Source organism: Massilia sp. FBCC-B171 (assembly GCF_059134155.1).
Window position 1 is genome coordinate 164,063 of record NZ_CP101443.1, and the last position, 13,859, is coordinate 177,921.

A 13,859-nucleotide genomic window follows, 5' to 3' on the forward strand; every position below is an offset into this window, starting at 1 on the left:
ACCCATTTCATCTTTCACCCCAGGCATCCGCGCGTGCGCATGCCTGCCGTGTTTCGACTTCGACCCACCGTCATACCGTTTTGAGGACTCGCCGTGCAGCCATCCGACAGCCCAAGCTTTACCCTTCCATTGGATCCGTGGTGCATCCGCGAGACCGGTTTCGATACCAGCTCCCACTTCCTGCGCGAGACCCTGTTCGCGCTCGGTAATGGCTACATCGGCCTGCGCGGCACCGGCGAAGAGGGCTATACCGGCCCGGCCGGCACCTCGCTCGACGGCACCTATTTGAATGGCTTCTACGAATCGGAGCCGATCGTCTATCCGGAAGCGGCCTTCGCGCTGGCCAAGACCAACCAGTTCATGCTCAACGTCCCGAACGCGAAGGGCGTCAGCATCGAGATCGACGGCGAGCGCTTCGATCCGCTCACGGGCACGCTGGGACAGTACGAACGCATGCTCGACCTGCGCACCGGCGTGCTGGTGCGTTCGCTCGAGTGGACCGCGCCGGGCGGCAAGCGCATCGCCCTGCGCAGCCGGCGCGTCGTCTCGCTGGCGAATAAACACCTGTTCGCGATCGAGATCGAACTGACGCCCCTGAATTTTTCGGGCACGGTCAGCTTGCGCTCCTTCGTCGACGGCGCGGTGAAAAACCAGGAAGCGGGCGACGATCCGCGCGTCGGCTCGGCCGTGTCGGGGCCGGCCCTGCAGACGGTGTCGACCGAACAGGACGGCGCCTTCTCGGCCCTCGTGCAGCGCACCCACAACAGCGGTTTCATGCTGGTGAGCGCGATCGAGACCGTCATCGCAGGCGCGGTAGCAAGGCCCTGGCAGGAAGGCCAGCGCGCCGGCCAGGCGTTTGTTTGCGACGCGGTCGAAGGCCGGACCCTGCGCCTGACCAAGTACGGCAGCTACCACTCCTCGCGCGACTATCCGGAAGGCGAATTGCTGGCGCGCGCACGCGAGACGCTGGCCGGCGCCACGGCGGCCGGCTTCGAAGCACTGTGTGCGTCGCAAGCGGCTTTTCTGACCGACTTCTGGGCCAGCGCCGACGTCGAGATCGCGGGCGACGACGCGCTCCAGCAGGGTATCCGTTTTAATGAGTACCACCTGCTGCAATCGGTCGGGCGCGACGGGCGCACCAACATCGCCGCCAAGGGCGTGACAGGAGAGGGCTATGAAGGCCACTACTTCTGGGATACCGAAATCTATATTTTCCCCTTCTTCCTGTACTCGAAGCCGGAGATCGCCCGTAAACTCCTGGAATACCGCTACGCCGGCCTGGAACAGGCACGCGAACGCGCACGCCAGATGTCGCACGACAAGGGGGCTTTGTACCCATGGCGCACGATCGCCGGCGGCGAGTGCTCCGCCTATTTTCCGGCCGGGACCGCGCAGTACCACATCAACGCCGACATCGCCTACTCGATCAAATCGTATTACGAGGCCACGGGCGATCTCGATTACATGGCGCAGGCAGGCCTGGAAATCGTGATGGAGACGGCGCGCATCTGGATCGGCATCGGCAGCAATGACCGCGAAGGGCGCTTCTGCATCAACGAAGTGACTGGCCCGGACGAATACACGGCGCTGGTGAACAACAACTACTACACAAACGCGATGGCGCGCATGCACCTGCGCTTTGCCGCCGACATGGCCGACCAGCTGGCGCACGAGCGCGCCGGCGAGTTTGCACGCGTGGCCGGCCTCACCGGCGTCACGAGCGAGGAAATTGCGCTCTGGCGCGATGCCGCCGCGCGCATGCACCTGCCCTACGACGGCAAGCTCGGCATCCACGAGCAGGACGACAGCTTCCTGTCGAAAAAAGCCTGGGATTTCGCGAACACGCCGAAAGAGAATTACCCGCTGCTGCTGAACTACCACCCGATGGTGATCTACCGCCACCAGGTGTGCAAGCAGGCCGACGTGGTGCTGGCGCTGCTGCTGCTGTCGAACGAGTTTTCGATCCACGACAAGCGGCGCGACTTCGATTACTACGAAGCCGTCACCACGCACGATTCGTCGCTCTCGTCCTGCATCTTCAGCATCATCGCCTCGGAAGTGGGCTACCACGACAAGGCCTACGACTACTTCATGGAGACGGCGCGCCTGGACCTGGACGACACCCACGGCAACACCCACTACGGCGTGCACACGGCGGCGATGGCCGGCACCTGGATGGGCGTGGCCTACGGCTTTGCCGGCATGCGCGTCTCGGATGGCGCGCTGCGCTTTGCGCCGACCCTGCCGAAACAGTGGCAGCACTACCAGTTCAAGATCCAGCTGCGCGGCGCGCAACTGCAGGTGCGCATCATTGGCGATGCGGCCGAGTACACGCTGCTGGCCGGCGATCTGCTCGAATTTACCCACCTCGGCCAGCCCGTGGCCCTGACCCGCGCGGCGCCGAACGCCCGCATTCCGATGGAGGCGCAAGCATGAGCCGCTTTAAAGCAGTCGTATTCGATCTCGATGGCGTCATCACCGACACGGCCCATTACCACTACCTGGCCTGGCACGCGCTGGCCGAATCGGAAGGCGTGCACTTCGATCACGCCTTCAACGAAAATTTGAAGGGCGTCGATCGCATGGGTTCATTGAACCTGATCCTGGCCAGTTCCTCGAAAACGTATTCGATGGAGCAGAAGCTGGCGCTGGCCGATCGCAAGAACAGGCAGTACGTGGAGCTGATCGCGGCCATGAGCCAGGCCGACCTGCTGCCGGGCGCGATCGAGGCGCTGGCCGCGGTGCGCGCGGCGGGCCTGAAAATCGGCCTGGCCTCGGTCAGCAAGAACGCGTTTACGGTGCTGGACCGTCTCGGCATTCGCGAGCGCTTCGACTACGTCGTCGACGCCGCGCTGATCGCCAACAGCAAGCCGCATCCGGAGATCTTCCTGAACGCGGCAGCCGCGCTGGGTGTGGCGCCTGGTGACTGCCTCGGCGTGGAAGACGCGGTTGCCGGCGTGGCCTCGATCAAGTCGGCCGGGATGTTCGCGCTTGGCGTGGGCAGCCCGGCCGTGCTGACCCAGGCCGACCGGGTGATCCCGAGCCTCGCCGAATTCCGCCTCGGCGACTACTGACACGCCCACATCATAAAAATACGGGAGACAGCGTGAAAAACCAGCGCATTTTATTGGCCTTATTCCTGATCTACTTCGTCTTCGCGATCCTGCTCAACAGCGTCGGCACGGTGATCCTGCAGGTCATCAACAACTACGACGTGAGCAAATCGGGCGCCAGCATCCTGGAGGCCTTCAAGGACTTGCCAATCGCGGCCGTGTCCTTCATGGTGGCGTCCTTCCTGCCGCGCCTGGGCTACAAGAAGGCGATGCTGGTCGCCCTGGCGATCGTCACCGCGGCCTGCGTCGCCATGCCGCTCGTGCCGAGCTTCTTGACGACGAAGATGCTGTTCCTGTGCGTGGGCGTGGCGTTTGCACTGGTCAAAGTGTCGGTGTATTCGACGCTGGGGCTGATCGCAACGGACCGCAAGCACCATGCCAGCATCATGAATACCCTCGAGGGTTTCTTCATGGTCGGCGTGCTGAGCGCCTACTGGGTGTTCGCCCACTTCATTGACTCAAGCAATCCGAAGTCGCAGAGCTGGCTGCAGGTGTACTGGCTGCTGGGCGCCCTGTGCGCGCTGACCTTCGTCCTGCTGGCGACGACCCCCTTCGACGAAAGCGATGCCCAGCTGCCGGCCGGCCGCAGCCGCTGGGACGATTTCTGCGCGATGTTCAAGCTCTTCTTCAAGCCGCTGGTCTGCGTGTTCGTGCTGACCGCCTTCCTCTACGTGCTGATCGAGCAGAGCGTCGGCACCTGGCTGCCAACGTTTAACAACGAAATCCTGAAACTGCCGGCGGCGATGAGCGTGCAGGTGGCCAGCATCTTTGCAGCCTGCCTGGCGATCGGGCGCCTGTCGGCCGGCGTCGTGATGCGCAAGGTGCACTGGTACACGGTGATGAACGCCTGCGTGATCGGCATGGCGGCGATGGTGTTGCTGGCCCTGCCGCTGACGCGCGACCTGGACATCGGCGCCAACGTCAACTGGGCCAATGCGCCGCTGGCGACCTTCCTGTTTCCTTTGATCGGCCTGTTCATGGCGCCGATCTACCCGGGCATCAATTCGGTCATGCTCAGCTCCCTGCCGAAGAACCAGCATTCCAGCATGACGGGCCTGCTCGTGATCTTCTCGGCATTGGGCGGCACCACGGGCTCCTTCATCACGGGCTATGTGTTCGGCAATTTCAGCGGCCACTTCGCGTTTTACCTGACGCTGGTGCCGATCGCGCTCATGTTAATCACCCTGTTCTTCTTCCGCCGCCAGGTGGAGCAGGGCGGGGAAGTCGTGGGCAAGACCGCCTGAGTTTGTTGCGATGGCGCCGCTCCGGCGGTGCCGGGCTGTTCTAGAATGGCAGGATGATGCCAAATAGCAACCCTCTAGAGATCGGAATCGTCGGGGCCGGCACCGCCGGCCTGGCGAGCGCGATTGCCCTGGCCCGTGCCGGCCATGCCGTCACGGTGTTCGAGAAGCACCCCGCCATGCGTCCCCTCGGCGCCGGTGTCCTGATCCAGCCGCAAGGGATCGCCGCCCTCGACGCGCTCGGCGTGGGAGCGGCCTTCCACGCGGCCAGTGTGCCCGTCACCCGCCTGCTCGGCACCTGCCACCGCAACTGGACCCTGGTCGACATTCCCTATGACGGAATGGAAGCACGCGGCGTGAGCCGGACGGCGCTGTCCGGGGTGCTGCTCGAAGCCGCATTGGCGCTGGGCGTGCGTGTGCGCTATGCCAGCGCGGTCGATGCCATCACGGTCGAGGGCGAGCGGGCCAGCGTGCACGCGGCGTCGACCGTGTCCACCTTCGACCTGGTGGCGATTGCCGACGGCGCCGCCTCGGCGCTGCCGGCCCAGGTCGGGCTGTCGGTGGCCTCCACGGTCTACAGATGGGGGGCCTTGTGGGCGATGTTCGATGTCGCCGACTGGCCGGGACAAGCCTTGCTCGAGCAGCGCTACCACGCCACCCGCAAAATGTTCGGCCTGATGCCGACCGCGCGCGTGGGAGACAAACTGCGCCTGTCGATGTTCTGGAGCTTGCCCTGCGCCGACTACGCTGCCTGGCAGGCGCGCCCGCTGCAGGAGTGGAAGGACGGATTGCTCGCGCTGTGGCCGGAATCGGGCGCCGTGGTCGACCAGATCGTGCGCCACGACCAGTTCACCCTCGCCACCTACCACCACGCGCGCGCCAGGCGGCTGGCCGACGGGCCGGTCTGCGTGATCGGCGACGCCGCGCACGCGATGAGTCCCCAGCTCGGCCTGGGCAGCACGCTGGCGGTGCAGGACGCACTGGCGCTGGCCAGCGCGGTGGCGCGGCACGGCGCGATTGCCGGCGCCGCCGCCTATTCGCGCCAGCGGCTGTGCGCCGTGCGCAACTACCAGCTGCTCAGCCGCGCGCTGACGCCCTGCTTCCAGGCCGACAGCAATGGCTTGTGGCGCGACCTGATGTTTGCGGTTGGCCTGAAACTGCCCGGCATCCAGCGCCTGATGGTGCGCAGCCTTGCGGCGCCGGGCGCGCAAAAACAAATCCCCCCGCAGGCCACGGAGGCCTTGCGGGGGGATTGAGCTGCAGCGGGTAGCGCAGATTTTACATATTGCGGCGGTACTGGCCACCCACTTCGAACAGCGCGGTCGTGATCTGGCCCAGCGAGCAGACGCGCACGGCATCCATCAGCTTTTCGAACACGTTCAGGTTGTCGATCGCGGCTTGCTGCAGGGCTGCCAGCGCGGCCGGCGCTTCGCTGGCGTGCTGCTGGTGGAAGGCGTCCAGGCGCGACAGTTGCGACTGCTTTTCGTCGTCGGTCGAACGGGCCAGTTCGATCGTCGCCGGGGCTTCCGCGCCCTTTGGATTGCGGAAGGTGTTGACGCCGATGATGGGCAGCGAGCCGTCGTGCTTCTTGTGCTCGTAGAGCATCGACTCTTCCTGGATCTTGCCGCGCTGGTAGCCGGTTTCCATCGCACCCAGCACGCCGCCGCGTTCGGCGATGCGCTCGAATTCCTGCAGCACGGCTTCTTCGACCATGTCGGTCAGTTCGTCCATGATGAAGGAACCCTGGTTCGGGTTTTCGTTCTTGGCCAGGCCCCATTCGCGGTTGATGATCAATTGAATGGCTAATGCGCGCCGCACGGATTCGTCGGTCGGCGTGGTGATCGCTTCGTCATACGCGTTGGTGTGCAGCGAGTTGCAGTTGTCGTAGATCGCGATCAGGGCTTGCAGCGTGGTGCGGATGTCGTTGAAATCGATCTCCTGCGCGTGCAGCGAGCGGCCCGAGGTCTGGATGTGGTATTTCAGCTTTTGCGAGCGGTCGTTGGCGCCGTACTTGTCGCGCATGGCCACGGCCCAGATGCGGCGGGCGACACGGCCCAGCACCGTGTATTCCGGGTCCATGCCGTTCGAGAAGAAGAACGACAGGTTCGGTGCGAAGTCGTCGATGTGCATGCCGCGCGCCAGGTAGGCTTCGACAAACGTAAAACCGTTCGACAGCGTAAACGCCAGCTGCGAGATCGGGTTCGCGCCGGCTTCGGCGATGTGGTAGCCCGAGATCGACACCGAGTAAAAATTGCGCACCTGGTGGTGCACGAAATACTCCTGGATGTCGCCCATGACCTTCAGCGAAAACTCGGTCGAGAAGATGCAGGTGTTCTGGCCCTGGTCTTCCTTCAGAATGTCGGCCTGCACGGTGCCGCGCACGTTGGCCAGCACCCATTCCTTGATCTTCTGCGCTTCGTCGGAGGTTGGCTGGCGACCGTTGTCGGCGACGAACTTGTCGATCTGCTGGTCGATGGCGGTGTTCATGAACATCGCCAGGATGGTCGGCGCCGGGCCGTTGATCGTCATTGAGACGGACGTGCTTGGGCTGCACAAATCGAAGCCGTCGTACAGCACCTTCATGTCGTCCAGGGTCGCGATCGAGACGCCCGAGTTGCCGACCTTGCCGTAGATGTCAGGACGCAGCGCAGGATCGGCGCCGTACAGCGTGACCGAATCGAAGGCGGTCGACAGGCGTTTTGCATCCATCCCGGTCGAGACCAATTTAAAACGCTTGTTGGTGCGGAAGGCGTCGCCTTCGCCGGCGAACATGCGGGTCGGGTCTTCGCCTTCGCGTTTGAAGGCGAACACGCCGGCCGTGAACGGGAAGGAGCCCGGCACGTTCTCCAGCATCAGGAAGCGCAGCACTTCGCCGTGGTCCTCGAACTTCGGCAGCGCGACTTTACGGATGGTGGTGCCGGACAGGGTTTTTTGCACCAAAGTGGTGCGAATTTCCTTGTCGCGGATTTTGACGACGTAATCGTCGCCGGCGTAGGCGGCCTGCATGTCGGGCCACATGGCCAGCAGCTTCTTGGCGCCGGCTTCCATCGCGTTGTCGCGCTCGGTGATCAGGTCGTCCAGGACCACTTCGCGGTTCGCGGCGGCCAGCATGCGCTTGGTTTCGCTGAGCTGCTGGCGCTCGCGTGCCAGCTTCACCTGTTTCGCCGTGTTCTTGTGGTAGCCGCGCACGGTGTCCGAGATCTCGGCCAGGTAGCGCGCGCGGGCCGGCGGCACGATCACGTTCTTGCCGCTCGAATGCTTTTGCGGCGGGACGGCCAGTTTCGATGACTCGATGTGCAGACCGAGTTCGGCCAGTTTCGGCAGCAGGCCGTGGTACAGGGCGGTCACGCCGTCGTCGTTGAAGCGCGAGGCTTGCGTACCGAAGACCGGCATCTGGTCCGGGCTCTGGCTCCACAGTTCGCGGTTGCGCTGGTACTGCTTGGCCACGTCGCGCAGCGCGTCTTGCGCGCCCTTGCGGTCGAACTTGTTGATCGCAATAAAATCGGCGAAATCGAGCATGTCGATTTTCTCCAGCTGCGAGGCGGCGCCGAATTCCGGGGTCATCACATACATTGAGGCGTCGACGTGCGGCACAATCGCCGCGTCGCCCTGGCCGATGCCGGAAGTCTCGACGATGACCAGGTCGAAACCGGCGACCTTACAGGCGGCGATCACGTCCGGCAGCGCGTGCGAAATTTCGGAACCCGCTTCGCGCGTGGCGAGCGAGCGCATGAAGACGCGGCTGACGCCATTCCACGGGGCGATCGCGTTCATGCGGATGCGGTCGCCGAGCAGGGCGCCGCCCGACTTGCGGCGCGACGGGTCGATCGAAATCACGGCGATGTTCAGGCGGTCGTTCTGGTCGAGACGGATGCGGCGAATGAGTTCATCGGTGAGCGAGGATTTGCCGGCGCCGCCGGTGCCGGTGATGCCGAGCGCCGGCACTTTTAATGTATCGGCCGCTTCGACGATCTGCTTGCGCAGCTCGGGGTCGACTTTGCCGTTTTCCAGTGCGGTGATCAGCTGGGCCAGCGGGCGGTGGCGTTCGGCGATGTCGCCGTTTTGCAATGCGTCGATCGTGGTCGGTGCGTAGGGCGAGAGGTCGATGTCGCAGGCTTCGATCATCGAACGGATCATGCCGACCAGTCCCATGCGCTGGCCGTCTTCCGGGCTGAAGATGCGGGTCACGCCATAGGCGTGCAGTTCTTCGATTTCGGACGCGACGATCACGCCGCCGCCGCCGCCGAACACTTTGATGTGCGCGCCGCCGCGCTGGCGCAGCAGGTCGATCATGTACTTGAAATATTCGACGTGGCCACCCTGGTAGCTGGAGATGGCGATGCCCTGCACGTCTTCGGCCAGGGCCGCGGTGACGACGTCGTCGACCGAACGGTTGTGGCCGAGGTGGATGACTTCGACGCCGTTCGACTGCAGGATGCGGCGCATGATGTTAATCGAGGCATCGTGGCCGTCGAACAGCGACGCGGCGGTGACGAAGCGGACCTTGTTGGCGAGCTTCGGCTGCTCCGGCAGCTCGAGCTTGGCGGCGGTGGTGATGTCGTTCATGGAGTTCCTTCTGGTCGGAAGCGGACAGGGTCGATTTGTACGGTATATGACGTTAACGTTAACGTCAAGTTCAGGATGTAAGGTAACGCGGTGTTCGGGCTTGACCCGTAGGGTGGGCAGGTTTCCCGCCCACGCGTTCAACGGGCGTTTGATCTTTCGCGAAGTATCTGCGCCCGGTTGAACGCGTGGGCGGGAGACCCGCCCACCCTACGTCCCTACGTATTACGTCACGTGGCGATCAGGCTGCGCGCTTGATGACGTTGCCCGAAAGCAGCTCCGCCTTGCGCACACGGAAGGCTTCGACCGCCTTTTCCTTCACGTGGCCGAAGCCGCGGATCTGTTCGGGCAGGTTCGCCAGCTCGACGGCAGTGGCATACGACGCAGCGTTCAGCGAGGGCAGCAGCGCCTCGATCATCGCACGGTATTCGACGATCAGCGCGCGCTCCATCTTGCGCTCGGCGGTATGGCCGAACACGTCGAAGGCGCCGCCGCGCAGGCCCTTGAATTTCGCCAGCACGCTGAAAGCCTTCAGCATCCACGGACCGAATTCGGCTTTCACCAGCTGGCCCTTGGCATCCTTCTTCGCGAACAGCGGCGGCGCCAGGTTCAGCTTGAACTTGAAGTCGCCTTCGAACTGGGATTTCACCTGCTCGAGGAAGCGGCCGTCGGTGTACAGGCGCGCCACTTCGTATTCGTCCTTGTAGGCCATCAGCTTGAAGTAGTACTTGGCGACCGCCAGCGACAGCTTGTTGCCCAGGCCTGCAGCCGTTTCGGCCGCACGCACGCGCTCGACCAGCTCGGCGTAGACGCCGGCGTAGGCCGCGTCCTGATAGGCGGTCAAGGTGTCGACGCGCTTCTTGATGACGGTCTCCAGGCTTTGCGGCATCTGCACCAGCACGGCCTGGGTTGGCGTGGCGACCTTCTCGACGCGTTTAACGTCGAGCGCGGCGCGGCGGCCCCAGAGGAAGCTCTTCTTGTTCGAGGCAACCGCGACGCCATTGAGTTCGATCGCGCGCATCAGCGAGGCCTCAAGCAGCGGGATGCGGCCCTTCTGCCAGGCGTAACCCATCAGGAACAGATTCGTTGCGATCGAGTCGCCCATCAAGGCAGTGGCCAGCTTGGTCGCATCGACGAAGTCGGCGCCGTCAACGCCGCCGACCGCTTCCACGATCAGGCCGCGCACGTCGTCGGCCGGGAACTGCCAGTCGGCGTTCTGGGCGAAGGTGCCGGTCGGCTGCTCGTGCAGGTTGACGATGGCCAGCGTACGGCCCGGACGCATTTTGGAAATCGCATCGGCCGCGCCGGTGGTCAGCATGTCGCAGCCCAATACAAGATCCGCTTCGCCGGTGGCGATGCGCTGGGCGCGCAGGCGCTCGGGCGTGGCCGCGATTTTCACGTGCGAGGTGACGGAACCGTTCTTCTGGCTCATGCCGGTCATGTCCAGCACCGAGGCGCCCTTGGCTTCCAGGTGCGCGGCCATGCCCATCAGCGCGCCGACGGTGATGACGCCGGTGCCGCCGATACCGTTGATCAGGATGTTGTACGGGTGCTCGATCGACGGCAGCACTGGCTCGGGCAGCGCGCCCCAGCCGTCATCGCTATCGCCTTTCGTGACGCCGGCCTTGCTCTTTTTCAGCGTGCCGCCTTCGACGGTGACGAAGCTCGGGCAGAAGCCCTTGGCGCAGGAGTAATCCTTGTTGCAGGACGACTGGTCGATGGTGCGCTTGCGGCCGAAGTCCGTCTCTTTCGGCAGGATCGAGACGCAGTTCGACTGGATGCCGCAATCGCCGCAGCCTTCGCAGACGGCTTCGTTGATGACCATGCGCTTTGGCAGGTCGGGGAACTCGCCTTTTTTACGGCGGCGGCGCTTTTCGGCGGCGCAGGTCTGGTCGTAGATGATGACGGTCACGCCCGGCAGGTCTCGCAGTTCACGCTGGATGTCGTCCATCTCCTTGCGGTCGTGCAGGGTGACGAGGGCAGGCAGGGACGAACGGTCTGCGTAGCGGGATAAATCTTCGGTCACCAGCGCGATGCGTTTCACGCCTTCGGCCGCCATCTGCTGGGCGATCATCGGCACCGAGGTCTGGCCGTCGACCGGCTGGCCGCCGGTCATCGCGACCGCGTCGTTGTACAGGATTTTATAGGTGATGTTGACCTTGGCCGAGACGGCGGCGCGCACGGCCAGGTAGCCCGAGTGGAAATAGGTGCCGTCGCCCAGGTTCTGGAACACGTGCGGCACTTTCGAGAAGGCGGCCTGGCCGATCCAGGGCGCGCCTTCGCCGCCCATGTGGGTGGTCAGCTTGTTCATCTCCGGGTAGATCGAGGTCGCCATCACGTGGCAGCCGATACCGGCCAGCGCGAAGGAGCCTTCCGGCACCTTGGTCGAGGTATTGTGCGGGCAGCCGGAGCAGTAAAACGCCGGGCGGAAGGGCGTGGTGATCGCCTTTTGCAGCACGGCGTCTTTGGCGTCGAGGAAGGCCAGGCGCGCCTTGATCAAGTCACGCGTCGCTTCGTCGGTGATCAGGCGCGCGATGCGGCCGGCGATCACGCGGGCGACCTGGGCCACCGAGAAATCGGCTTTTGGCGGCAGCAGCCAGTCGCCGCGCGGGGCGACCCACTCGCCCTTGTCGTCGAACTTGCCGATGATGTGCGGGCGCACGTCGTCGCGCCAGTTGTAGAGCTGCTCCTTCAATTGGTATTCGACGACTTGCCGCTTTTCTTCGACTACCAGGATTTCGTCCAGGCCCTGCGCGAATTCGCGCACGCCTTCCGGTTCCAGCGGCCAGATCATCGCGACCTTGAACAGGCGCAGGCCGACCTTCGCGGCCATGGTTTCGTCGATGCCCAGTTCTTCCAGCGCTTCCAGCACGTCGAGATAGGATTTACCCGAGGCGATGATGCCGAGCTTCGCGTTCGGGCTGTCGATGGTGGTGTGATTGAGTTTGTTTTCGCGGGCGTAGGCGAGGGCTGCGTAGATTTTATAGTCCTGCATCAGCGCTTCCTGATTGCGCGCCTGCTGGCCCAGCGGGACCGACGATAAACGCGTATTCAGGCCGCCTTCGGGCATGGCGAAATCCTGCGGCAGCTTCACTTGCACGCGCTGCGGGTTGGCGTCGACCGAGGCGCTCGATTCGACCGTGTCGGCCAGCGCTTTGAAGGCGACGGCGCAGCCGGAGAAACGCGACATGGCCCAGCCGTGCACGCCGAGGTCGAGGTATTCCTGCACGTTGCACGGGTAGAGCACCGGGATCATGCAGGCCGAGAAGATGTGGTCGGACTGGTGCGGCAGGGTCGAGGAATAGGCGCCGTGGTCGTCGCCGGCCACCAGCAGCACGCCGCCGTGTTGCGCGGTGCCGGCATGGTTCATGTGTTTGAAGACGTCGCCGCAGCGGTCGACGCCCGGGCCCTTGCCGTACCACATGGCGAACACGCCGTCGTATTTGGTCGGGCCGATCAGGTCGACCGTTTGCGTGCCCCAGACGGCGGTGGCGGCCAGGTCTTCGTTCACGCCCGGTACGAACTGGACATGGCTCGCTTCCAGATGGGTTTTCGCTTTCCACAGGGTCTCGTCGAGTCCGCCCAGGGGCGAGCCGCGGTAGCCGGACACGAAGCCGGCGGTGTTCAGGCCGGCGGCGGCGTCGCGCTCGCGCTGCATCATCGGCAGGCGCACCAGGGCCTGGATACCCGACAGGAAGATGTTGCCCGATTTCGCGGTGTATTTATCGTCGAGGGTGACGGTGGTGAGGCGGGACGAAATAACATCCTGCGCAGCTTGCGGCGCGACGGTATCGGGCATGACGGACTCCATGGGTATTCGAGAGATCCCGCCGCGTCGAACACACCGGGTAGGCGCGTTATCGACGGCGGGGTGGTATCGCGGTGGGCGATCGCCTGTCCGAACCGGGTCGGTTCAACAGGCGCGTGGAGTGTATGACCTTCCCGCTAGCAGGGGAAATAGGGAATGCGGATAGGGGTATAAGAAAAAATGATAGCAGTTATTCACGAAGTCGCGCACCGGGCCAGCCGCCATTCGCGCACAGCGTTTCGGTAACCTGTCGTACCAGGCGGCTGATGGCCGCGGCCGCATTCGTCAGCGGGATATTGCGCGAGGCGCAGAGGGTGACGCTGCGCCGGATCGGCGGGTGCTCGACCGGGGTCGCGGTCAATAAGCCGCTTTCGATCTCGGCCCGCAGCGGCGCCAGCGGCAGGAGGGTGGCGCCCATGTCGGCCAGCAGGGCCGACTTCAGGATCGCGATCGAGTTGATTTCAATCAGGTTAGTCAGGGCCAGGCCGGCGCTGGACGCCGCCTGCTCGATCAGCGGGCGCACGCCGTGCTGCTGGGCCGGCAGGATCAGGGTCGTGGCGAGCGCCGCACCGAGTGCGATTGCCGGCCCCACCGGCCTGGCCGTGGAATCGGCGCGGCAGATGTACATCAGGTCTTCCTGCACCAGGGGCGTGGTCTCGAAGGCCCCGAGCTGGCCATCGTCGAACAGGACCGCCAGGTTCAGGCGGCCGGATTTCAACTGGTCGGTCAGGCTGCCCGAGATCTCTTCGGTCAGCTGCAGCGTGATTTCGGGATAGGTTGCCCGGGCGGCGGTGAGCAGGGGCAGGGCCAGCGCTCCGGAAATGCTGTGCGGCAGGCCGAGCGAGACGCTGCCCGAGGGACGGGTAGTGGACTGGGTGACCGCCGAGCGGGCGTCGGCCACCTGTTTCAGGATGGCCTGGGCGTGTTCGTAAAAGACTTTGCCCGCATCGGTGCTGAGCACGCCATGCGCGGAACGGTGCAGCAGCTGGGCGCCGAGTTCTTCTTCCAGCTGGCGCAGCTGCTGGGTGAGCGCCGGTTGCGCCACGTGCAGCACGAGGGCAGCGCGCGAGAGCGACCCGTGATCGACGATGGCAACAAAATAACGAAGTTGTCGTAATTCCATGAAGAATCAAC

General features: G+C 64.3%; 7 protein-coding genes. 4 read left to right on the forward strand and 3 right to left on the reverse strand.

What is annotated here, in order from left to right:
• The first annotated feature begins 93 nt into the window (after positions 1-93).
• Genes NMB41_RS00765 through NMB41_RS00780 form a run of 4 tightly spaced genes read left to right on the forward strand, consistent with a single transcriptional unit; the run spans position 94 to position 5,610 of the window.
• On the forward strand, positions 94-2,436 hold the full coding sequence (locus tag NMB41_RS00765; protein WP_494380595.1) for a glycoside hydrolase family 65 protein: 2,343 nt from the start codon (positions 94-96) through the stop codon (positions 2,434-2,436).
• Complete coding sequence (gene pgmB, locus NMB41_RS00770) at positions 2,433-3,074, forward strand: beta-phosphoglucomutase (protein WP_494380596.1); 642 nt, start codon at positions 2,433-2,435, stop codon at positions 3,072-3,074. The genes NMB41_RS00765 and pgmB overlap by 4 nt, the downstream gene beginning before the upstream one ends.
• Before the next feature lie 32 nt (positions 3,075-3,106).
• Entirely contained in the window at positions 3,107-4,357 is a 1,251-nt protein-coding gene (locus NMB41_RS00775) for an MFS transporter (RefSeq protein ID WP_494380597.1), read from the forward strand.
• A gap of 53 nt (positions 4,358-4,410) precedes the next feature.
• Entirely contained in the window at positions 4,411-5,610 is a 1,200-nt protein-coding gene (locus NMB41_RS00780; RefSeq protein ID WP_494380598.1) for an FAD-dependent oxidoreductase, read from the forward strand.
• 22 nt (positions 5,611-5,632) lie between these two features.
• On the opposite strand, the gene icmF is transcribed toward NMB41_RS00780, so the two are convergent.
• The 3 genes from icmF to NMB41_RS00795 all read right to left on the reverse strand — a co-directional run bounded on the left by icmF (position 5,633) and on the right by NMB41_RS00795 (position 13,848).
• Positions 5,633-8,920 (reverse strand): fused isobutyryl-CoA mutase/GTPase IcmF, encoded by a 3,288-nt coding sequence (icmF, locus tag NMB41_RS00785; protein ID WP_494380599.1) that lies wholly within the window; start codon positions 8,918-8,920, stop codon positions 5,633-5,635.
• Between the two features lie 238 nt (positions 8,921-9,158).
• Positions 9,159-12,716: an indolepyruvate ferredoxin oxidoreductase family protein gene (locus tag NMB41_RS00790; protein WP_494380600.1), complete on the reverse strand. Its 3,558-nt coding sequence runs from the start codon at positions 12,714-12,716 to the stop codon at positions 9,159-9,161.
• Between the two features lie 199 nt (positions 12,717-12,915).
• Positions 12,916-13,848, reverse strand: a complete 933-nt coding sequence (locus NMB41_RS00795) for a LysR substrate-binding domain-containing protein (protein ID WP_494380601.1) — start codon at positions 13,846-13,848, stop codon at positions 12,916-12,918.
• Positions 13,849-13,859 lie beyond the last annotated feature (11 nt).